Source organism: Pseudomonas sp. R3.Fl, assembly GCF_023516765.1.
Classification (GTDB): Bacteria; Pseudomonadota; Gammaproteobacteria; order Pseudomonadales; family Pseudomonadaceae; genus Pseudomonas; species Pseudomonas citronellolis.
On sequence record NZ_JAMGSO010000001.1, the window covers coordinates 206703 to 228393 of the forward strand.

18 protein-coding genes are annotated in these 21691 nt (G+C 70.2%); 15 read left to right on the forward strand and 3 right to left on the reverse strand.

All coding sequences use genetic code 11. The features are described 5' to 3' along the window. Positions 1–23 precede the first annotated feature (23 nt). From M8R19_RS00740 to M8R19_RS00765, 6 genes are read left to right on the forward strand one after another with little or no spacing between them, the layout of a single operon-like run. Positions 24–2246: a TonB-dependent siderophore receptor gene (locus M8R19_RS00740; RefSeq protein ID WP_249916724.1), complete on the forward strand. Its 2223-nt coding sequence runs from the start codon at positions 24–26 to the stop codon at positions 2244–2246. A gap of 7 nt (positions 2247–2253) precedes the next feature. Further along, the gene (locus M8R19_RS00745) at positions 2254–3147 is read left to right on the forward strand and encodes a PepSY domain-containing protein (protein WP_074979215.1); all 894 of its coding nucleotides are present in this window, start codon (positions 2254–2256) and stop codon (positions 3145–3147) included. Next, a complete protein-coding gene (locus M8R19_RS00750; protein ID WP_069865107.1) occupies positions 3140–4258 on the forward strand; it encodes an ABC transporter substrate-binding protein in 1119 nt (372 codons plus the stop codon). Before M8R19_RS00745 ends, M8R19_RS00750 begins: the two co-directional genes overlap by 8 nt. Beyond that, complete coding sequence (locus M8R19_RS00755) at positions 4255–5313, forward strand: FecCD family ABC transporter permease (protein ID WP_069865109.1); 1059 nt, start codon at positions 4255–4257, stop codon at positions 5311–5313. Before M8R19_RS00750 ends, M8R19_RS00755 begins: the two co-directional genes overlap by 4 nt. Beyond that, entirely contained in the window at positions 5310–6119 is an 810-nt protein-coding gene (locus M8R19_RS00760; protein ID WP_249916725.1) for an ABC transporter ATP-binding protein, read from the forward strand. Before M8R19_RS00755 ends, M8R19_RS00760 begins: the two co-directional genes overlap by 4 nt. A 32-nt stretch (positions 6120–6151) precedes the next feature. Next, entirely contained in the window at positions 6152–7366 is a 1215-nt protein-coding gene (locus M8R19_RS00765; RefSeq protein WP_116423462.1) for an MFS transporter, read from the forward strand. On the opposite strand, the gene M8R19_RS00770 is transcribed toward M8R19_RS00765, so the two are convergent. Then, positions 7354–8313, reverse strand: coding sequence for an alpha/beta fold hydrolase (locus M8R19_RS00770; protein ID WP_249916726.1), 960 nt, complete (start codon positions 8311–8313; stop codon positions 7354–7356). The two genes, M8R19_RS00765 and M8R19_RS00770, sit on opposite strands and share 13 nt — an antisense overlap. 328 nt (positions 8314–8641) lie before the next feature. Here M8R19_RS00770 and M8R19_RS00775 point away from each other — a divergent pair, with 328 nt between their 5' ends. From M8R19_RS00775 to M8R19_RS00810, 8 genes are all read left to right on the forward strand, one after another. Continuing rightward, complete coding sequence (locus tag M8R19_RS00775; RefSeq protein ID WP_058071272.1) at positions 8642–9391, forward strand: GntR family transcriptional regulator; 750 nt, start codon at positions 8642–8644, stop codon at positions 9389–9391. Continuing rightward, complete coding sequence (locus tag M8R19_RS00780) at positions 9388–11130, forward strand: fumarate reductase/succinate dehydrogenase flavoprotein subunit (protein ID WP_249916727.1); 1743 nt, start codon at positions 9388–9390, stop codon at positions 11128–11130. Before M8R19_RS00775 ends, M8R19_RS00780 begins: the two co-directional genes overlap by 4 nt. Before the next feature lie 227 nt (positions 11131–11357). Further along, positions 11358–11603: a 4Fe-4S dicluster domain-containing protein gene (locus M8R19_RS00785; protein ID WP_089393694.1), complete on the forward strand. Its 246-nt coding sequence runs from the start codon at positions 11358–11360 to the stop codon at positions 11601–11603. Positions 11604–11871: 268 nt separating this feature from the next. Then, positions 11872–13278, forward strand: coding sequence for an ABC transporter substrate-binding protein (locus M8R19_RS00790; RefSeq protein WP_074979225.1), 1407 nt, complete (start codon positions 11872–11874; stop codon positions 13276–13278). Positions 13279–13326: 48 nt separating this feature from the next. Then, on the forward strand, positions 13327–14115 hold the full coding sequence (locus M8R19_RS00795; protein ID WP_249916728.1) for an ABC transporter permease: 789 nt from the start codon (positions 13327–13329) through the stop codon (positions 14113–14115). Beyond that, on the forward strand, positions 14112–14966 hold the full coding sequence (locus M8R19_RS00800; RefSeq protein ID WP_249916729.1) for an ABC transporter ATP-binding protein: 855 nt from the start codon (positions 14112–14114) through the stop codon (positions 14964–14966). The genes M8R19_RS00795 and M8R19_RS00800 overlap by 4 nt, the downstream gene beginning before the upstream one ends. Further along, positions 14963–15928 (forward strand): HEAT repeat domain-containing protein, encoded by a 966-nt coding sequence (locus M8R19_RS00805; RefSeq protein ID WP_249916730.1) that lies wholly within the window; start codon positions 14963–14965, stop codon positions 15926–15928. The genes M8R19_RS00800 and M8R19_RS00805 overlap by 4 nt, the downstream gene beginning before the upstream one ends. Continuing rightward, entirely contained in the window at positions 15925–16203 is a 279-nt protein-coding gene (locus M8R19_RS00810; protein WP_249916731.1) for a gamma-butyrobetaine hydroxylase-like domain-containing protein, read from the forward strand. The genes M8R19_RS00805 and M8R19_RS00810 overlap by 4 nt, the downstream gene beginning before the upstream one ends. A 4-nt stretch (positions 16204–16207) precedes the next feature. Here the strand turns inward: M8R19_RS00810 and M8R19_RS00815 are convergent, their stop codons facing one another. Together M8R19_RS00815 and M8R19_RS00820 are read right to left on the reverse strand one after the other, a co-directional pair. Continuing rightward, complete coding sequence (locus tag M8R19_RS00815; protein ID WP_249916732.1) at positions 16208–17824, reverse strand: alkaline phosphatase family protein; 1617 nt, start codon at positions 17822–17824, stop codon at positions 16208–16210. A gap of 432 nt (positions 17825–18256) precedes the next feature. Next, complete coding sequence (locus M8R19_RS00820; RefSeq protein WP_249916733.1) at positions 18257–19162, reverse strand: LysR family transcriptional regulator; 906 nt, start codon at positions 19160–19162, stop codon at positions 18257–18259. Positions 19163–19339: 177 nt separating this feature from the next. On the opposite strand from M8R19_RS00820, the gene M8R19_RS00825 reads away from it, so the two are divergent. After that, positions 19340–21688, forward strand: a complete 2349-nt coding sequence (locus M8R19_RS00825) for a TonB-dependent receptor (RefSeq protein WP_249916734.1) — start codon at positions 19340–19342, stop codon at positions 21686–21688. Positions 21689–21691: the final 3 nt, after the last annotated feature.

Below are 21691 nucleotides of genomic sequence, written 5' to 3' on the forward strand. Positions count from 1 at the left end.
CCCCTCTCAGCATGGAGCGAAACATGGCAACCGGCCCCAGGCAGATCAGCCCCCTACACTTCCCTTCCCACCTGCTGCCGCGCGGCCTGCGCCTGGCCGGGGCGATACACGCCCTGGCCCTGGGCATCGGCCTGGCGAGCCTGCCAGGCCAGGCCCAGGCCGCGGACGACGAGCGCCAGGAGCTGGACGTGCTGTCGCTGGACAGCAGCACCGTGCTCGGAGCCGGCGAGAGCCCGGTGGGCCCGGTGCCCGGCGTGGTGGCCCAGCGCAGCCTCAGCGGCACCAAGACCGACACGCCGATCCGCGAGGTGCCGCAGGCCCTGTCGGTGGTCACGCGCAAGGAGATGGACGAACAGAAGGCGCAGTCGGTGGCCGAGGCGCTGCGCTACACCGCCGGCGTGCAGGACAGCACCGGCGCCGCCTCGCAGCGCTTCGACTCGATCAAGATCCGTGGCTTCGATGTCTCCAGCACCGGCATGCTGCGCGACGGCTTGCGCGGCACCACCACCCAGGCCTGGCCGAAGGTCGAGCCCTACGGCCTGGAGCGGGTCGAGGTACTCAAGGGTCCGGCCTCGGTGCTCTACGGGCAGAACGCCCCCGGCGGGGTGGTCAACCAGGTCAGCAAGCGCCCGCTGGACCAACCCTTCCACGAGGTGGAAGTGGTCGGCGGCAACCACGACCGACGCCAGGGCCAGTTCGACTTCAGCGGCCCGCTGGACGACGAAGGCAAGTTCCTCTACCGGCTCACCGGCCTGGGCCGCGACAGCGACACCCAGACCGACCACATCGTCGACCGCAAGACCTTCGTCGCCCCGGCCTTCACCTGGCGCCCCAACGAGGACACCGACCTGACCGTGCTGGCCGAGTACGCCGAGGACGAGTTCGGCGCGCCAAGGGTGTTCGTGCCGCTGCGCGGCAGCCTGCTGTCCAACCCCAACGGCAAGATCAAGCACAACCAGTTCCTCGACGAGCCCGGGCTGGACAACCACCGCACCCAGTACGCCCTCGGCTACCTGCTGGACCACCGCCTGAACGACGTCTGGAGCCTGCACTCCAGCGCGCGCTACAGCCACGTCAACCTGCTCACCAATACCGCCAGCGGCATGGGCCTGGCCGCGGACCAGCGCACCCTGATGCGCAGCGCCTACCGCTTCCGCATCATCGGCGACGTCTATGCCCTGGACAACAACGCCCAGGCGCGCTGGAACATCGGCGACACCGAGATGACCTCGCTGCTGGGCCTGGACTACCGGCGCACCCGCGAGGACTACTACCTGCGCGCCGGCAAGGTCGCCTCCATCGACATCTTCAACCCGGTGTACGGCCAGGGCTTCGGCCCCATCGACCGGCCCATGGCGCAGACCCAGCAACGCGCCGACCAGGTCGGCGTCTACGCCCAGCAACAGTTCACCTTCGACAAGCACTGGGTGCTCAGCCTCGGCGGCCGCCAGGACAGCTCCAGCGCGCGCACCGACAATCGCCTGGCGGACAGCGGCAGCAAGCAGCGCGACGAGAAGTTCACCTACCGCGCCGGCCTGGTCTACCTGGCGGACAACGGCCTGGCGCCCTACCTCAGCTACTCCACCTCGTTCAACCCCTCCCTGGGCACCGACTTCTACGGCAACGCCTACAAGCCGCTGACCGCCAAGCAGTCGGAGGTCGGCGTGAAATACCAGCCCAAGGGCTACGACGGTTTCGTCACCCTGGCCGCCTACGAGCTGACCCAGGAGAACGTGCTGACCACCGACCCCAACAACAACCTCAACCAGGTGCAGACCGGCGAGGTGCGGGTGCGCGGCCTGGAACTGGAGGGCAAGGCCAGCCTGGCCCGGGGCCTGGACCTGATCGGCAGCGCCACCTACAACGACGCCGAGGTGACCAGGAGCAACAACCCCGTGGAGAAGGGCCACCGGCCGACCAACACGCCGCGCAAGATGGCCTCGCTGTGGCTGGACTACACCCAGCCCGACGGCCCCCTCGCCGGCCTGGGCTTCGGCGCCGGGGTGCGCTACCTCGGGCGCACCGAGGCAGACGCGGCCAATACCATCACGGTGCCCTCCTACACCCTGCTGGACGCCGCCGTGCACTACGAGCTGGGCCAGCTGTTCCGCGAGGCCAAGGGGCTGCGCCTGTCGCTCAACGCCAGCAACCTGACCGACAAGCACTACTACAACGGCTGCAGCGCGAGCAGTTGCACCATCGGCGAGGACCGCAGCCTGATCGCCAGCCTGAGCTACCGCTGGTAGGCCGCCGATGACCTGTCGGGTTGCATCGACCTGGGCCGGCCGGCGTCGCGCCTGGCTGGCCCTGCACCGCTGGCTGGCGCTGCTGGTCGGCCTGCCGCTGGCGCTGCTGGGCGCCAGCGGCGCGCTGCTGGAGCTGCGCGGGCCCATCCTGCGCTGGGAGCTGGGCGCCGCCGCGCTCAGCGCCAAGCCCCATGCCGCCGACGCCGTCGCCCTGGACGACGCGGCACTGCGCGAACGCGCCCGGCAAGCCTACCCGCGCTTCGCCCGCATCCTCGGCAGCGCGGGGCCACGCCAGGGCTTCCTGACCAGCGACAACGCCCTGGTCTTCGGCACCCTGGGCGACCGCGCGGGCACCGCGGTGGCCATGCTCGACCCTTACGACGGCGAGCCACGGGCCTTCTTCGTCTTCGACGACCTGTGGCTGGCCAAGGTGGTCGCGCTGCACCGCAGCCTGTTGCTGCCGCCGCCACTCGGCGTGCCTTTGCTGGCGGCGTGTGGCGCGGCGCTCTGCCTGTCGCTGCTCAGCGGCCTGTACCTGTGGTGGCCGGGCCGCCGCAACTGGTGGGCCGCGGCCAGCCTGCGGCGCGGCAGCCAGGGCACGCGACGACTGCGGGAATGGCACAACCTGTGCGCCAGCTGGCTGTACCTGCCGCTGCTGCTGATCGCCCTGACCGGCACCTGGCTGGCGCTGCCGCCCGGGCTCGCCGGCGCCGCGCCAGCCAAGGCGCTGCTTTCGGCCCTGCACGGACGGCTGGGCCTCGGCATCGCGGGCATGGCCGTCGCCTTCCTCGCCGGGCTGGCCCTGCCCGCGCTCTACATCACCGGCCTGCTGCTGTGGTGGCGCCGCCGCCCGGCCCGCCAGGCCCTCCCCTCCACGCAAGGAAACCCGTCCCATGACTAGCCTCCTGAAACAGGCCTGCCGCGGCCTGCTGCTGTTCCTCCTGTGCGCGCCGGCGCTGGCCGCGCCGCTCACCGACCTCGCCGGGCGCAAGGTCGAGGTGCCGGCCCAGGTCAAGCGCGTGCTGCTTGGCGAAGGCCGCATGATCTACTCGCTGTCGCTGCTCGAAGGCGCCGATCCCTTCGCCCGGGTCGCCGGCTGGCAGGGGGACTTCCGCGGCCTCGACGTGCAGGGCTACGCGGCCTACCGGGCGCGCTTCCCGCAGGCCGACCAGGTGCCCCTGGTGGGCGGCACCTCGGCCGACACCTTCAGCGTCGAGAAGGCCCTGGCCGTTCACCCGGACCTGGTGCTGCTGGCGCTCAGCGGCGGCCACGGCCCGGGGCCGGGCAGCGAGGCGCTGCGCCAGCTGGAAGCGGCCGGGGTGGCGGTGCTGTTCGTCGACTTCAGCGAGCACCCGCTGCTCAACACCGTGCCCAGCATGCGCCTGCTCGGCGAGGCCCTGGGGCGCCAGCAGCGCGCCGCCGAGTTCATCGACTTCTACCAGCAGGCCATCGAGGCAGTGCGCGAGCCATTGGCCGGCGCCGAGGCGCGCGGCGAACTGGAGCGCCCGAGGCTGTTCGTCGACATGCTCGCCGGCCTGCAGGACTGCTGCGGCTCGCCCGGGCGCGGCAACTTCGGCGAGCTGATCGAGCTGGCCGGCGGGCAGAACATCGGCGCCGGGCGCATCCCCGGCGCCATCGGCACCCTCAACCCCGAATACATCCTCGCCAGCGACCCGCAGCAATACGTGGCCACCGGCGTCTTCGGCGCCGGCCGCGGCGGCGTCACCCTGGGCTACACGGCCACCCCGCAGCAGGCCCGCGACAGCCTGGCGCAGATCGCCCGACGGGCGCCGCTGAACGAACTGCGCGCGGTGCGCGAAGGCCACGTGCACGCCATGTGGCACATCTTCTACGACTCGCCGGAACACCTGGTCGCCGTCCAGGCCCTGGCCAAGTGGCTGCACCCGGAACTGTTCGCCGACCTCGACCCCGAACGCACCCGCGCCGAGCTGTACCGGCGCTTCATGCCGATCCCCGCCAGCGGCGTGTTCACCGTCAGCCTGCAGCCATGAGCCTGCCGCTTGCCCACGAAGGCGCCGCGGCCGGCTACCGGCGCCGCTTCGCCCGGCGCCGCCTGGCGCTGCTGCTCCTGGGCCTGGCGCTGCTCGCCAGCCTGGCCCTGGACATCGCCAGCGGCCCCTCGGCGCTGCCGCTGTCGCGCCTGCTGCAGATTCTCTGGGCGCCGGAGTCGGTGCCCAGGGTGGAAGCGGTGATCGTCTGGTCGGTGCGCCTGCCCTACGCGCTCATGGCGGTGCTGGTCGGCGCCGGCCTGGCGCTGGCCGGCGCGGAGATGCAGACGGTGCTCGACAACCCGCTGGCCAGCCCCTTCACCCTGGGCGTGTCGGCGGCGGCCTCGTTCGGCGCGGCCCTGGCCATCGTCCTGCAAATGGGCATTCCGGGCGTGCCGGCGCAGTACCTGATCTCCGCCAACGCCTTCGTCTTCGCCCTCGCCTCGGTGGCCCTGCTCTATGCCCTGGCGCGCTGGCGCGGCTTCGGCGTGGAGAGCCTGGTGCTGTTCGGCATTGCGCTGGTGTTCGCCTTCAACGCCCTGGTGGCGCTGCTGCAGTTCGTCGCCAGCCAGGACAGCCTGCAGCAGCTGGTGTTCTGGACCCTCGGCAGCCTGGCCCGGGCCAGTTGGGAGAAGCTCGCCGCCATGGCCCTGGCGCTGCTGCTGTGCCTGCCCTTCGCCCTGCGCCAGAGCTGGGCGCTGACCGCCCTGAGCCTGGGCGAGGAGCGCGCCCGCAGCTTCGGCGTGGACGTCGGCCGCCTGCGCCTGTTCAGCCTGCTGCGCATCAGCCTGCTGGCGGCGCTGGCGGTGTCCTTCGTCGGCACCATCGGCTTCATCGGCCTGGTGGCGCCGCATATCGCGCGCCTGCTGGTGGGCGAGGACCATCGCCTGTTCATCCCCGCCAGCGCCCTGGCCGGCGCGCTGATCCTGTCGTTGTCCTCGGTGGCCAGCAAGACCCTGGTGCCGGGCGTGCTGGTGCCGGTGGGCATAGTCACGGCGCTGGTCGGCATTCCCTTCTTCATGGCCATCGTCCTGCGCCAGCGCGGAGGCCTGCGATGAACGCCCCGCGCATCGACGGACTGGGCATCGAACGGCTGAGCATGGGCTACGGCGCCCGGCGCATCCTGCGCGAGCTGGACCTGCCGGCATTGCCGCCGGGCAGCCTGACCGCCCTGATCGGCCCGAACGGCGCCGGCAAGTCCACCCTGCTGCGGGGCATCGCCGGCCTGCAGCCGATCGCCGGGCGGGTGCTGCTGGATGGCGTCGACCTCGGCCGCCTGCCCCTGGCCGAGCGCGCGCGCCAGGTGGTGTACCTGCCGCAGAGCCTGCCGCAGCACACCCGCCTGTGCGCCTTCGAAGCGGTACTCGCCGCGGCCATGGCCGGGCGCAGCCTGTCGCTGCTGGGCGGAGGCCACCCCGACGCGCAGACCCTGCGCGGCATCGAGCAGGTGCTGGAAGCGCTGGACCTGTCGGCGCTGGCGGACCGTCCCATCGATGCCCTGTCCGGCGGCCAGCGCCAACTGGTCGGCCTGGCCCAGGCGCTGGTGCGCCAGCCGCGGGTGCTGCTGCTCGACGAGCCGACCAGCGCCCTGGACCTGTACCATCAGTGCCAGGTGGCCGAGGCCATAGTCGAAGTCACCCGGGCGCGCGGGCTGATCAGCCTGATGGTGGTGCACGACATCAACCTGGCGCTGGCCTGCGCCGACCAGGTGCTGGTCCTGCACCAGGGCGGCCTGGCCGCCGCCGGGCCGCCCGCCGAGGTGATAGACGCACGCCTGCTGCGCGAGGTGTACGGCGTGCATGGCAGCGTCGAACGGGTACGCGGCCGCAACCTGTTGCTGGTCGAGGGCCGCCTGCGGCCCTGATCCCACTTTCCACCACCCCCAGGAGTCCCCCCATGTCCGAAACCCCCGAAGCCGCCCAGGCCTCCGCCGGCACGCCCTTCGACCTGCGCCCGCTGCTGTTCTCCACCATGGCCGGGACCATGGCGATGATGGCCTTCGTCTCGCTGGTCGGGCCCATCGCCCGGCTGCTCGGCCTGCAGGCCTGGCAGGCCGGCGCGGCGGTCACCGTGTCCGGCGTGCTCTGGCTGCTGCTGGCGCGGCCCTGGGGCAATGCCAGCGACCGCCTGGGGCGACGGCGCATCCTGCTGCTGGGCAGCGCCGGGGTGACCTTGTCCTACGTGCTGTTGGCGGTCTTCGTCGATACCGCGCTGCGCTTGCAGCCTATCGCCGCGCTGTCGTTCCTCGGCCTGCTGCTCGGGCGTGGCGCGGTGGGCGCCTTCTACGCCGCGCTGCCGGCCGCCGGGCAGGCGCTGATCGCCGACAACTACCCGCCGCGCCAGCGCGCCGCCGCCCTGGCCAGCCTGGGCGCGGCCAATGCCGTGGGCATGGTGCTGGGCCCGGCCATCGCCGCCCTGCTCGCCCGGCACAGCCTGAGCCTGCCGCTGTACGCCATGAGCGTGCTGCCGCTACTGGGGTTCCTGGCGCTGCTCACCCGCCTGCAGCGCCAGGAGCACCACCTGCAGCGCGTCGCGCAGAGCATCCGCCTGGGCGATGCGCGCCTGCGCCGGCCGATGCTGGTGGCCTTCGTCGCCATGTTCTGCGTGGCGGTGGCGCAGATCACCGTGGGCTTCTTCGCCCTCGACCGCCTGGGCCTGGCGCCGGGCGCGGCGGCCCAGGCCGCCGGGGTGGCGCTGACCACCGTGGGCGTGGCGCTGATCCTCGCCCAGTTGCTGGTGCGCCGCCTGGACTGGGCGCCGCAGCGGCTGATCCGCGTTGGCGCGCTGGTGGCCGGCATCGGCTTCGCCGGCACCAGCCTGGCGCTGCAGGCCTGGCAGTTGTGGCTGGCCTTCTTCGTCGCCGCGGCGGGCATGGGCTGGGTGTTCCCGGCCTTCTCGGCGCTGGCGGCCAACGCGGTGAACGCCGACGAGCAAGGCTCCACCGCCGGCTCCATGGGCGCAGCCCAGGGCCTGGGCGTGGTGCTCGGGCCGCTGGCCGGCAGCCTGCTCTATGGCGTCGAGCCGCGCCTGCCGTACCTGTTGGTCGGCGCCCTGCTGGTGCTGGTGGCGCTGTGGCCGGAGCCCGCCGCCGACACCGTTCAGGCCGGGTAGCGGCGCGCCAGGAAGTCCAGCAGCAAGGCGTTGACCTCGGCCGGGCGCTCGTTCTGGACCCAGTGGCCGCAGCCTTCCAGGCGGTGCTGTTCGAGGTCCGCCACCACCTCGGGCATGCGCTTGAGGGTATAGGCCTCCAGGCTCGCCACCGGGTCGCGGTCGCCCACCAGGAACAGCGTCGGCTGGCCGACCTGGCGGCCGGCCAGGGGCTCGCTGAAGCGCCAGTTGCGCTCGAAGTTGCGGTACCAGTTGAGCGCCCCGCGGAAGCCGCGGCCGGCGAAGGTCTCGATGTAGTAGGCCAGGTCCGCCTCGCTGCACCAGGCCGGCAGTTGCCGAGGCGTGGGCTGGCCTTCGAACAGACGGGCGTCAGCGGGCTTGTCCTGGAGGAAGGGGTCGTTGTCGCCGGCATCGCGGAAGAACAGGCGCAGGCTGCGCTCGATGTCGGCGTCCAGTTCGGCCTCGGCCACGCCCGGCTGCTGGAAGTAGAGGATGTAGTTGAAGCGCCCGGCGAAGACCTCGCGGAGGATCTCCGTGGCCGGCCGCTTGGGCCGCCCGGCATAGGGCACCGACAGCGCGGCCAGGGCCGCCACCCGCTCCGGGGCCAGCAGCGCCAGGTGCCAGGCCACCAGGGCGCCCCAGTCATGCCCGAGCACCGCCGCGCGGCCCTGGCCGAGGGCGTCCATGGCGCCGAGGACGTCGCCGCACAGGCTCTGCAGGTCGTAGGCCTCGATGGGCTCGGGGGCGTCGCTGCGGCCGTAGCCGCGCATCTCCGGCACGTGCACGCGGTAGCCGGCCTGCACCAGCGCCGGAATCTGCGCGCGCCAGGAGTGCCAGCATTCGGGGAAACCGTGCAGCAGCCAGACCGGGCGGCCATCGGCGGGGCCGGCGATGTGTACGCACAGGTGGATGCCGTTGACCGGCAGCAGGCGTCGCTCGATGGAGGGCATGGGGAATCTCCGGGGTTTTGTCGGGACGCTAGCAGTACGGGTGTGACGGCGTCATTTCCATTCGTTGGACGAATAGTGGGGCATGGCGCCAAGACGCCCTACTCTCCTGCGCCGAGGCGCTTTTCGTAGGAGCGAGCTTGCTCGCGAACAAGCCCCGCTGCGAAATCCGTTCGCGAGCAAGCTCGCTCCTACGAGAAGCCGTGCCCGCGGGTATGCTGGGAGCGAACTCCCCCTGCCCCGCGCATATCCATATGCAAATCCGGTCTTTCACACCCGGATTCTTATTCCTCTATAGTCGCCCCACAACTCGTCATAACAAGTCATAGCCATGACCGAACTGCTCCCCCTCTCCCCCGTCCCGCTGTACAGCCAGCTCAAGGAGCTGCTGCGCACGCGCATCCTCGACGGCAGCTACCCGCCGCTCAGCCGCATGCCCTCCGAGGCCGAGCTGGGCAAGGCCCATGGCGTCAGCCGCATCACCGTGCGCCAGGCCCTGGGCGACCTGCAGAAGGAAGGCCTGATCTTCAAGATCCACGGCAAGGGCACCTTCGTCGCCCGGCCCAAGGCGTTCCAGAACGTCAGCACCCTGCAGGGCCTGGCCGAGTCCATGGGCGAGCGCGGCTACGAGGTGATCAACCGCCTGCGCAGCTTCCGCTTCGTGCCGGCCGACGCCCAGGTGGCCGCGCGCCTGCAGGTGGCCGAGGGCGACAGCGTGGCGCAGATCAAGCGCGCGCGCCTGGTCAACCGCGAGCTGGTGTCGCTGGAGGTCACCTACCTGCCCGAGGCCGTCGGCCGCCGGCTGGAGAAGGCCGACCTGGTGAGCCGCGACATCTTCCTGATCCTCGAGAACGACTGCGGCCTGCCCCTGGGTCATGCCGACCTGGCCATCGACGCCATCCTCGCCGACGCCGAGCTGGCCGCCGCCCTGGAGGTGGAGGAAGGCTCGCCGGTGATGCGCATCGAACGCCTCACCCACGGCGCCGACGGCCAGCCGCTGGACTACGAACACCTCTACTACCGCGGCGACGCCTTCCAGTACCGCCTGCGCATCGACCGTCACAAGGGCCCCCGAGCATGAGCCACAGCGACCTCCCCGAAGACAAAGAAAGCGCCTACGACATCGTCGTCATCGGCGGCGGCACCGCCGGCCCCATGGCGGCGATCAAGGCCAAGGAAGCCAACCGCGAGCTGCGCGTGCTGCTGGTGGACAAGGCCAACGTCAAGCGCAGCGGCGCCATCAGCATGGGCATGGACGGCCTGAACAACGCCGTCATCCCCGGCCACGCCACGCCCGAGCAGTACACCAAGGAAATCACCGTGGCCAACGACGGCATCGTCAACCAGGCCGCCGTCTACGCCTATGCCACCCACAGCTTCGAGACCATCGAGCAGCTCGACCGCTGGGGCGTGAAGTTCGAGAAGGACGAGGTGGGCGACTACGCGGTGAAGAAGGTCCATCACATGGGTGCCTACGTGCTGCCGATGCCCGAGGGCCACGACATCAAGAAGGTGCTCTACCGCCAGCTCAAGCGCACGCGGGTGGAGATCACCAACCGCCTGGTCGCCACGCGCCTGCTCACCGACGCCGAGGGCGCGGTCAACGGCGTGCTCGGCTTCGACTGCCGCACCGCGCAGTTCCAGGTGATCCGCGCCAAGGCGGTGATCCTCGCCTGCGGCGCCGCCGGGCGCTTGGGCCTGCCCGCCTCCGGCTACCTGATGGGCACCTACGAGAACCCGACCAACGCCGGCGACGGCTACGCCATGGCCTACCACGCCGGCGCGGAGCTTTCGAACCTGGAATGCTTCCAGATCAACCCGCTGATCAAGGACTACAACGGCCCTGCCTGCGCCTACGTCACCGGGCCACTGGGCGGCTACACGGCCAACTCCAAGGGCGAGCGCTTCATCGAGTGCGACTACTGGAGCGGGCAGATGATGTGGGAGTTCCACCAGGAGCTGGAAGGCGGCAACGGCCCGGTGTTCCTCAAGCTGGACCACCTGGCCGAGGAGACCATCCAGACCATCGAGGAAATCCTCCACGGCAACGAGCGCCCCAGCCGCGGCCAATTCCACGCCAACCGCGGCACCGACTACCGCAGCCAGATGGTCGAGATGCACATCTCCGAGATCGGTTTCTGCTCCGGCCACTCGGCCTCGGGGGTGTGGGTCAACGAGAAGGCCGAGACCAGCGTCAAGGGCCTGTACGCCGCCGGCGACATGGCCGCGGTGCCGCACAACTACATGCTCGGCGCCTTCACCTACGGCTGGTTCGCCGGCAGCAACGCCGCGCAGTACGTGGCCGAGCGGGGCTTCAGCGAAGTCGACCAGGCCCAGGTGGAGCGCGAGCGCGAACGCGTCTTCGCCCCGCTCAGGCGCAAGCACGGCCTGCCGCCGGCCCAGGTGGAGTACAAGCTGCGGCGCATGGTCAACGACTACCTGCAGCCGCCGAAGGTGACGAAGAAGATGGAGATCGGCCTGCAGCGCTTCGCCGAGATCAGCCGCGACCTGGAGCAGCTGAAGGCGAACAACGCCCACGAGCTGATGCGCGCCATGGAGGTCAGCGTGATCCGCGACTGCGCCGAGATGGCCGCCCGCGCCTCGCTGTTCCGCACCGAGAGCCGCTGGGGCCTGTACCACCACCGCGTGGACTATCCGCAGCGCAACGATGCCGAGTGGTTCTGCCATGCGCACCTGAAGAAGGACGGGAACGGCGAGATGACCAGTTTCAAGAAGCCGGTGGAGCCGTACCTGATCGCCCTGGACGACGAGGAGCAGAAGGCCTATGAGCGGTTGCGGGTGAAGAACGAGGCGGCCTGAGAGCCCTAGGAGCCCCTCTCCCCCCGCCCTCTCCCGCAAGCGGGAGAGGGAGCTGTTCGGCGCGAGTCGCGATAACGGAGCCCGCCGGTAGGCACTGGACTCTTCATCGCTCAGGACAGTCCCCTCTCCCTTAAGGGAGAGGGTGCCGAGCCCAGCGCCGAATCCTCCCCGGAACCACCAAACCACCGGCACCAAGACCGGCCAGCAACACCACGAGGAACCGTGCCATGCCCCACCAACCCCAGGAAATCTTCTTCCGCTCCAGCGCCCCGGTCACCGTGGACGAGGACAAGTGCATCGCCGACAAGGGCTGCACCGTCTGCGTCGAGGTCTGCCCGATGGACCTGCTGGCGATCAACCCGGCCACCCGGAAGGCCTACATGGCCTTCGACGAATGCTGGTACTGCATGCCCTGCGAGAAGGACTGCCCGACCGGCGCGGTGAAGGTGGAGATTCCCTACCTGCTGCGTTGAACCGCTGAAGTCGCTGGTTCCCCGCGTTCGCGGGGATGACGATCAACACACCGAATTTCATCCCGTCACTCCCGCGAACGCGGGAGCCCAGTGCCTTGGCTACGACAGCTTCCTGTAGGAGCGGGCCCTGCCCGCGATTCGCGAGCAAGCTCGCTCCTACGAAAAGCCACCGGACACGCCACCGGACGCCTGATGCAACGCCCCTCGTTTCCCACCGCACACCGGCGGCGGAGACGATTCCAACACTCATGATTCGAGGGGAACACCCATGACCTTGCGCACCACCCTGGCCGGCCTCGCGCTGGCCATCGCCAGCCTTTCCGCCCATTCGGAGACCCTCCGCGTGGCCATCGGCACCCAGGACACCACCATCAACTGCGCCGCCGGCGGCCTGCTGGTCCGCGAGCTGAACCTGCTGCCCAAGTACCTGCCCCACGACGGCAAGTACAAGGACGCGCAGTACGACATCCAGTGGAAGAACTTCACCAGCGGCGCGCCGCTGACCAACGAGATGGTCGCCGGCAAGCTGGACTTCGGCGCCATGGCCGACTTCCCCGGCTCGCTCAACGGCGTGGCCCATGAAGCCGCCGGCAAGCGCAGCCTGTTCATCAGCGTGCTCTCCGGCAGCATCGAGGGCAGCGGCAACGGCATCGTGGTGCCGGCCTCTTCCAAGGTGCAGTCGCTGGCCGAGCTGAAGGGCCAGACCATCTCCGTGCCCTTCGCCTCCACCGCCCACGGTCTGCTGCTGCGCGCCATCGCCGCCCAGGGCTGGGACCCGGACAAGGACGTGACCATCATCGCGCAGCCGCCGGAAGTCGCCGGCTCCGCGCTGCAGGCCAACAAGATCGCCGCCCATGCCGACTTCGTGCCCTTCGCCGAGCTGTTCGAGAGCCGCGGCATCGCCCGCAAGATCTACGACGGCTCGCAGGCCAAGGCGCCGACCTTCCACGGCGCGCTGGTGGAGGCGGACTACGCGCAGAAGTACCCGGAGATCGTCGAGGCCTACCTGCGCGCCACCTACGAGGCCAACCAGCTGCTGGCCGCGGAACCGGAGAAGTACAGCGAGCTGATCGAGAAGGTCGCCGGCATCCCCGCCGAGGTGAACTACCTGTTCCACGGCCCGCTCGGCCTGCAGACCCGCGACCTGACCTGGAAGCCGGAGTACCGCCAGGCCGTGACCACCGCCATCGACACCCTGAAGCTGCTGAAGAAGGCCGACCGCGGGCTGAACGTCGAGCAGTTCGTCGACGACCGCTACATCCGCGTCGCCTTCAAGGCCGCCGGCGCCGACTACGACGCCGCGTTGAAGAACTATGCCCAGCAGCCGCTAACGGCCACGGACGCGCTGACCGGCAAGGCCATCGCCGACCCGCGCCACGTGGCGCAGGTCTGGGTGCGCGGCGAACCCAAGGTGCGCAGCTACGCCTCGGCGCGGGAAGCCCTGGGCGAAACGGCCAAGCTGAAGCAGCAGGGCAAGGACATCCGCGCCGTCTACGCCCAGGCCAGCGACAGCGGCATCAAGCTGCTGGCCAGCCAGGCCTGGTTCGTCCAGGGCAAGGACGGCGCGCTGGACGCCTTCCTGCTCAAGGAGCAGGCCGAGCGCTACGCGCAGAGCAACGGCGGCGAAGTGCGCGACTTCGCCGGTGCCAGCCAGCAGGCCGTCGCCAGCCGCTGACGTCCACGCCCGGCGCCCTGCGCGCCGGGCCCTTGCGGAGCCACGAAAATGAACCTCACAACCCTGTCCCGCTGGAGCCTGCGCCTGGCCTCGCTGCTGGCCTGCCTGGCGCTCTGGCAGCTGGCCAGCGCCCGGCACCTGAACCTCGGCCTGGTCACCTTCGCCAACGTCCCCGGCCCCGGCGAGGTGCTGGACGCCGCCGTGCAACTGGCGCAGTCCAGCAAGCTCGGCCGGCACCTGGGCGCGAGCCTGGCGCGGGTGCTCGCCGGCTACCTGCTGGCGGCCGTCGCCGGCGTGCTCCTGGGCCTGGCCATCGGCCGCGGCCGCTGGGCCCGCGACGGCCTGCTGCCGCCGCTGGAAGTGCTGCGGCCGATCCCGGCGGTGGCCTGGATCCCGCTGGCGATCCTGATGTTCCCCAGCGCCGAGCTGTCGATGATCTTCATCACCTTCACCGGCGCGCTCTTCCCTATCCTGCTCAACACCATCCACGGCGTCGAGGCGGTGGACCCGCGCCTGCTCGCCTCGGCCCGCAGCCTCGGCGCCAACCGCCTGGCGCTGCTGCGCGAGGTGGTGCTGCCCGGCGCCCTGCCGAGCATCGTCACCGGCCTTGCCATCGGCATGGGCACCTCGTGGTTCTGCCTGGTGACCGCCGAGATGATCTCCGGGCAATGGGGCATCGGCTACTACACCTGGGAGTCCTACACCTTGCAGAACTACCCCGACATCGTCGTCGGCATGCTGCTCATCGGCGTGCTCGGCATGGCCAGCAGCCTGCTGGTGCGCCAGCTCGGCGCCCTGGCCACCCCCTGGCAGCGCCAGGCCGGAGGCAAGTCATGAGCCTGCCCGAACAATTGCCCGCCGGGCACGTGCGCGTCGAGGGCCTGTCGATCCACCTGGGCAGCGGCCACGATGCCTTCGAAGCGGTGCACTCGCTGAGCTTCGCCATCGAGCCTGGGGAGTTCGTCTGCGTGCTCGGCCCCTCCGGCTGCGGCAAGTCCACCCTGCTCGGCGCCCTGGCCGGGCACCTGCGCCCCAGCGGCGGGCGCCTGGAAGTGGACGGCCAGCCGGTGGGCGGCCCCTCGCCGCAGCGCGGCATGGTGTTCCAGCAGCACACCCTGCTGCCCTGGCGGCGGGTGCGCGACAACGTCGCCTTCGGCCTGAAGATGCGCGGCGTGCCACGCGCCGAACGCCACGCCCGGGCCGAGGAAATGCTCCAGCTGGTGGGCCTGGAGGGCTTCGCCAACCGCTGGCCGTCGCAGCTTTCCGGCGGCATGCAGCAGCGCGTGGAGATCGCCCGGGTGCTGATCAACCAGCCGCGCCTGCTGCTGATGGACGAACCCTTCGGTGCCCTCGACGCGCAGACGCGGATGATGATGCAGGAGCTGCTGCTGGACATCTGGACGCGCCTGCGCACCAGCGTGCTGTTCATCACCCACGACATCGACGAAGCGCTGTTCCTCGCCGACCGCATCCTGGTGATGAGCCCGCGGCCGGGGCGCATCCTCGAGGAAATCCGCCTGGACTTCCCGCGCCCGCGCCACGCCGAGCTGCTGACCAGCGCCAGCTTCGCCCGCCTCAAACGCCACTGCCTGGAACTGCTGCGCCACGAGGACGGCCGCCAACTGCCGCGCCTGACGCCCCTGGGCCTGCCGAACGACGAACACAACCGACCGCGATTCGCCATATGACCGAACTCAGCACAGACAACCCCGACATCCTCGACCTGCAACCGCGCCTGCAGCACGCCGACCCCGGCGTGCGCCGCATCGCCCTGATCGAACTGGCCGACCTGGAGGATCCCGAGGCCCTGCCCTGGCTGGCCCGGGCGCTGACCATTGATCCGGCCGCCGCCGTGCGCGCCGAGGCCGCGCGCCTGCTGGAAGCCTGGGAGGAACCCGAAGTGGTCCAGGCCCTGTGCCAGGCCCTGGCCGACAGCGACGAAAGCGTGCGCGAAGCCGCCGCGCAAAGCCTCAGCGAACTGAAGACCGCCGGGGCCGGGCGCCTGCTGCTGCCCTGGGCGGCCCACGCCGACACCTTCGTGCGCCGCAGCGCATTGCGCGCCCTGCGCGAACTGCGCCTGGAAGAAAGCGTGACCCCGGCCCTGGCCGCCCTGGACGACGCCGATGCCGGCGTGCGCCGCGAGGCGGTGGGCATCCTCGGCTGGCTCAAGCGCATCGAGGCCCTGCCGCGCCTGGCCGCCCTGGCCAGCGACGATGCCGACAGCGAAGTGCGCCGCGCCGCCGCCGGCGCCCTCGGCCTGGCCAGCGACGCCAGCGTGCTGCCGGCGCTGGGCGCGGCATTGCGCGACAAGGCCTGGAAGGTCCGCGAGGAAGCCGCCGCCACCCTCGGCAAGCTGGGCCTGCAGGAGGCCGGCGAGGCGTTGCTGCAAGCGTTGGAAGACGACTTCTGGCAGGTGCGCCTGCGCGCCGCGCGGGCCCTCGGCAACCTGCGCTACCAGGCCGCCCGCGAAGCCTTGCAGGGCCTGCTCGGCCACGCCATCAGCAACCTGCGCAAGGAAGCCGCCCTGGCCCTGGGCGAGCTGGGCGACATCCGCGCCCTGCCCGCGCTCCAGGCAGCCCAGGCCGACGGCGACCCGGAGGTGCGCAAGGCCGTGCGCATCGCCCTCACCCAACTGGGCGCGCCGGCATGAACGCGCCCCGCGCCCTGCACCGTTCCAGCAGCGAGCGCGAGCTGCGCATCGACTGGGGCGAAGGCGAAGTGCAGCGCATCGCCTTCGCCCGCCTACGCGGCGCCTGCCCCTGCTCGCAGTGCCGCGCGGCGCGCCTGCAGGGACGCATCACGGTGGTCGGCGCCGAGGTCGGACTGCGCGCCGTGAACCCGCAGGGCTACGGCGTGCAGTTGGTGTTCGACGACGGCCACGAACGCGGCATCTACCCCTGGGCGTACCTGCGCGAACTGGGTTGAGCCGCTACCACTCGCCGATGCGCACCAGCTTGCCGCCTTCCGGCTCGCCATAGCGGAAGGCCTGGCCGCGCAGGTCGATCTCCTCGTGGCTGATGGTGGTGCGCCGCTTCAGGCCGCGCAGCCAGTCGAACAGGTAGCGCTGGTGCTGCTCGCGGACGTTCGCGCAGGCCGGGTCGGCGCCCAGGTCGCGCAGCTCGCCCGGGTCCGCCTGCAGGTCGAACAGCTGCGGGCGGAAGCCGTCGTAGGCCAGGTACTTCCAGCGCTCGCTGCGCACCATGTACATGCGGCAGGCGTCGATGGGCCGACCCAGGCGCTCGCGGGCCGGGGCCTGGAAGGCGTAGTCGTATTCGGCGATGGCGTAGTCGCGCCAGTCCGCCGGCCTTTGCCCATGCAGCAGCGGCTGCAGCGAGCGGCCCTCGACGCGGTGCGCCGCCAGCGGTACCGCGAAGGCGTCGAGCAGAGTCGGCAGCACGTCGATGGATTGCACCAGGGCCTGCTCCACCGTGCCGCGGCTGGCGTCGGCCGCCGCGCGCGGGTCGCGGATCAGCAGCGGAACGCCCACCGCCGGTTCCAGCAGGAACTCCTTCTCGCCCAGGCCGTGGTCGCCCAGGTAGTCGCCATGGTCGCTGGTGAAGACGATCAGGGTGTCGTCCCAGCGGCCGCTGGACTGCATGTGGTCGAACAGCCGGCCGAGCTGGTCGTCGATCTGCCTGATGAGCCCCATGTAGGTGGGGATCACGGTGTTGCGCACGTCCTCGCGGGAGAAGTTCAGGCTCTCCTGGTGCTGCTGGAAGGCCTTGTACACCGGGTGTTCGCTCTCCTCCCCCGGCGCCGCGCGCAGGGCCGGCAGCACCTGCCCGGGGCCGTACAGCGCGTGGTACGGGGCGGGCGCGATATAGGGCCAGTGCGGCTTGATGTACGACAGGTGCAGGCACCAGGGCCTATCGCCCTGCTCGCGCATGAAGTCGATGGCGCGGCTGGTGGCGTAGACCGTTTCGCTGTGCGGCTCCGGCAGGCGCGTGGGCAGCCCGGCGTTGCGCATCTGCCAGCCGCTGAGCACCTCGCCGTTGGCGCCTTCGGCGGCGTTGGCCCAGTCGTGCCAGGGGTTGTCGCCGGTATAGCCGAGGCCGCGCAGGTAATGGGTGTAGGGCGCGCTTTCGCGCTTGTCGGCGAACAGCTCGCCGTCGGGGTAGATGCCGTCGTTGCGGTCATAGGGCTCGAAGCCGGCCTCGGCCAGCTGCTGGCCGCGCTCGCTCTGCGGGTCCACCCCGAGCGCCTGCATGCCTTCGAGGTTGGCGGTGGCGTGGGTCTTGCCCACCAGCGCGGTGCGGATGCCGGCCGGGCGCAGGTAGTCGCCGAGGGTCAGCTCCTCCAGCGGCAGCGGCACGGCGTTCCAGCTCACCTGGTGGCTGCTGACGTAGCGCCCGGTATACGAGGACATGCGCGAAGGCCCGCAGATGGTGCCCTGGGTATAGGCCCGGGCGAAACGCACGCCCTCGGCGGCCAGGCGGTCGATGTTCGGCGTGTGCAGGTGCGGGTGGCCGTAGCAGGACAGGTAATCGCGACGCAGCTGGTCGCACATGATGTAGAGGACGTTGCGGATGGGCTGGGGCTGGCTCATGGGGCGTTCGGGTTGACGGATGGAGCGGTCATTTCGCGGGGCGCGGGGGCGTTCTGGCAAACGCATTTGCAGCAAGATTTGCATGCGTGGAATGCATGGGGGGGGTGGTGTGGGGGCGGGCTTGGTCGCGAATGGAGTTTCCCGGTTGAGCTGGTGTTGGGGTTGAGAGCGCCCTCTCCCTAACCCTCTCCCTGAAGGGAGAGGGGACCGTTCGGCGCGGTTTGGTTTTCCTGAGTCAGCCGGCTAGCACGGCGGTTTCCAGCTGGAACCATTCCTTATCTCGGCACGGACAAGCCCCCTCTCCCTTCAGGGCGGGGCGCGCAGCCGAGGGCTGGGGAGAGGGGGCGGAGTAAACCCAATACGCCATAGCCGCCGGTAAACTCTGTTCGCGAGCAAGCTCGCTCCTACGAAAAGACAAAAAGCCGCAAAGCCCTAAACCGTCTCCTCATCGATCCGCCGCAACTCCCCGATCATCGCCTCCGCCAGCGGCGACAGGCTGTACCCCGCGCGGTGCACGATGCCGTAGCGGGTGTGCAGCTCCTCCAGGTCCTCCGGCAGCTCCGCCACCGTCAGCGCCACCAGCGGCTCGCCGGTGCCCTGGCCCGGGCCGCTGGCGATGCCGATGGCGTTGGAGGCCAGCACCACGGCGTTCAGGCCGTGGCCGTTCTCGCATTCGATGTCCGGGCGGAAGTCGGGGCGGCCGCTGAGGTCCACCAGCACCTTGCGGATATTCGGCGGGCTGAGGTTGGTGGCAATGGGATAGCTCAGCAGCTGCGCCGCGCTCACCTGCTCTTGGCCAGCCAGCGGGTGGCCGGGGCGGCAGCAGAAGTGCCACTTGCGCGGCTTCAGGCGCAGGGTGCGGTACTCGGGGTTGGCCTCGAAATGGCGGGTGTCGGCGACGAAGAATTCGAAGTCCTCGGCCTGCAGGCGCTTGCCCAGCACCTGCCAGTGCTCCACCTGGAAGGCCACCCGCGCCTTGGGGTAGCGCCCGTTGAACGCGGCGATGGCCCGCGGCACCAGCCAGGCCGCCGGCGCGGGGCCCGCGCCGAAGCGCAGTTCGCCCGCTTCCAGGCCGTTGAACAGGGCGATTTCGTTGGCCAGCTTGTGCGCGCCGCTGACCAGCCGGCGCGCGTGCTCCAGGACGATCAGGCCCTGCTTGGTGGGGTTGAGTTCCTTGCTCGCACGGTCCACCAGGCGGCAGCCGGCGCTGTGTTCCAGGGCCTGGATGCTGCGGCTGAAGGCCGATTGCGACAGGCACACGGCGTCGGCCGCGGCGACGAAGCTGCGGTGCTCGGCAAGGGCGATGAAGTGGCGGAGCTGGCGAAGGTCTATATGCATTTTCTACATAAAAAATATTGGGCAAATGCAATTGTCCGAAGGTGGACGGCCTTCTTATAAAGGCAATCTCTTATTCCGTAAATAAATCGAAATACATAAATAAAGATCGATACGGAATAAAAAGATTGCAGGCCAAACCGGTCCTGCGCGACACGACCTCTTCTCCAGGACCTTTCCATGCACCACCGAGATTCCGCGCCCCGTTTCCGCCGCCGGCTGTTGCCGCTGTCCATCCTGCTGGCCACCGGCGGCCTGGCCATGGGCGCCCTGCACGCCGAGGAAGCCACCCCGCAGGAGGCCGCCGCCCAAGCCCAGGGCGAGGCCAGCACCCTGGGCACCGTCACCGTGACCTCGCGGCGCCGCGAGGAGAACTCCCAGGACGTGCCCACCGCCATGAGCGTGCTCGGCGGCGAGACGCTGGAAAGCCAGCGCATCTACCGCGTGCAGGACCTGCAGCAGCTGGTGCCCAGCACCAACGTCGCCTACGTCCACGCGCGGCAGTCCAGCGTGTCCATCCGCGGCCTGGGCAACAACCCGGCCAGCGACGGCCTGGAAGGCAGCGTCGGGCTGTACCTGGACAACGTCTACCTGGGCCGCCCCGGCATGGCCTCCTTCGACCTGCTGGACATCGAGCAACTGGAGGTGCTGCGCGGGCCCCAGGGCACGCTGTTCGGCAAGAACACCACCGCCGGGGTGATCAACATCTCCACCCGCCTGCCCAGCTTCACCCCCGAGCGCAGCGTCGAGGTGTCCGGCGGCGAGGACGGCTACTTCCAGGGCAAGGCCACGGTCTCCGGGCCGCTCACCGACGAGCTGGCCGGGCGCTTCTCGGCCTACCGCACCCGCGACGACGGCTACGTGAAGAACGTCTTCGACGGCAACACCCTCAACGGCGGCGCCCGCCAGGGCTTCCGCGGCCAGCTGCTGTACAAGCCCGACGAGGACTTCAGCCTGCGCTGGATCGGCGACTACAACGAGGAGAACTCCAGCAACGGCATCCTCACCCTGTTCAGCACCGGGCCGACCATCAATGGCGTCAACCGCTACGAGCAGCGCGCCCGCGCCGCCGGCGCCACGCTGGTGTACGGCGACGACCGCAAGGTCAACTTCGACGCCGCCCAGCGCGTCACCGTGTTCCAGGGCGGCACTTCGCTGGAAGCCAACTGGAAGCTGGCCAACGACTTCTCGCTGACCTCCATCAGTTCCTACCGCTGGTGGGACTTCACCCCGCGCAACGACGACGGCCTGAACGTGGCGGCGTCCTACAACGCCGGCGTCTCGGTGCGCGACAAGCAGTGGTCGCAGGAGCTGCGCCTGGCCTCGCCCACCGGCGGCTTCTTCGACTACGTGCTGGGCGCCTACTACTTCGGCCAGGACCTGGACAACCACTCCTTCAACCTCTACGGCCCGCAGGCGGACATCTGGAACGGCACCGCCAGCGGCGCGCTGGCCAACGTCACCAGCCTGGGCGACGGCCACATCGACACCGACAGCTACGCGCTGTTCGCCCAGGGCACCTGGCACCTCACCGACAGGCTCGACTTCACCGCCGGCCTGCGCGGCACCTACGAGGAGAAATCCGCCTGGGTCAGCCGCGACGCGCCCCTCGGCGGGGCCGCCGTCAGCGGAGCAGCCCTGGCCGCGCGCAACGGCCGGGCCGGCGCCTACGATTCCGGCGACCTCTCGGTGTACAGCTTCTCGCCCTCGGGCCTGCTCAGCCTGAACTACCACTTCAACGACAACCTGATGGGCTACGCCTCGCTGTCCCACGGCGAGAAGTCCGGCGGGGTGAACCTGACCGTGGCCAGCGCCCCCACCGCCGGCGCCGATTCCCTGCTGGTGGGCAGCGAGCGGGCCAACGACGCCGAACTGGGGATCAAGAGCACGCTGTTCGACCACCGCCTGATCCTCAACGCCAACCTGTTCGCCACCGTGGTCCACGGCTACCAGGCCAACGCCTACGACGAGGCCACCCGCACCTCCTACCTGACCAACGCCGGCGACGTGCGCTCGCGCGGGGTGGAGTTCGAGGCCACCGCCCTGCCCGTCCGCGGGCTGACGCTGAACCTCAACGGCTCGTACAACGACGTGCGCTACCTGTCGTACAAGAACGCGCCCTGCCCGCCGGAAGTCTCCTTCCAGAGCGGCGCGCCGGCCTCCTGCGACCTCAGCGGGCACCAGGTGGTGGGCGCCTCCAAGTACATCTTCAACGCCAACGGCGAATACAAGTGGCGCCTGGAAGACAACCTGGAGCCCTACGTCACCGCCAGCTACGCCTTCCGCTCCAAGGCCGTGGGCACCATCGACGACTCCGACTACGGGCAGATCCCCAGCTACGCCATCGTCAACACCGCCCTGGGCCTGCGCGGCGACTACGGCGACGGCCGCTGGGACCTGTCGCTGTGGCTGAAGAACGCCTTCGACAAGACCTACTACACCAGCCTGTGGAACTCGGCCAACGGCGGCTACGCCGGCGTGCTGGGCACCCCGCGCACCCTGGGCGTGACCGCCCGCTACGACTTCTGACCC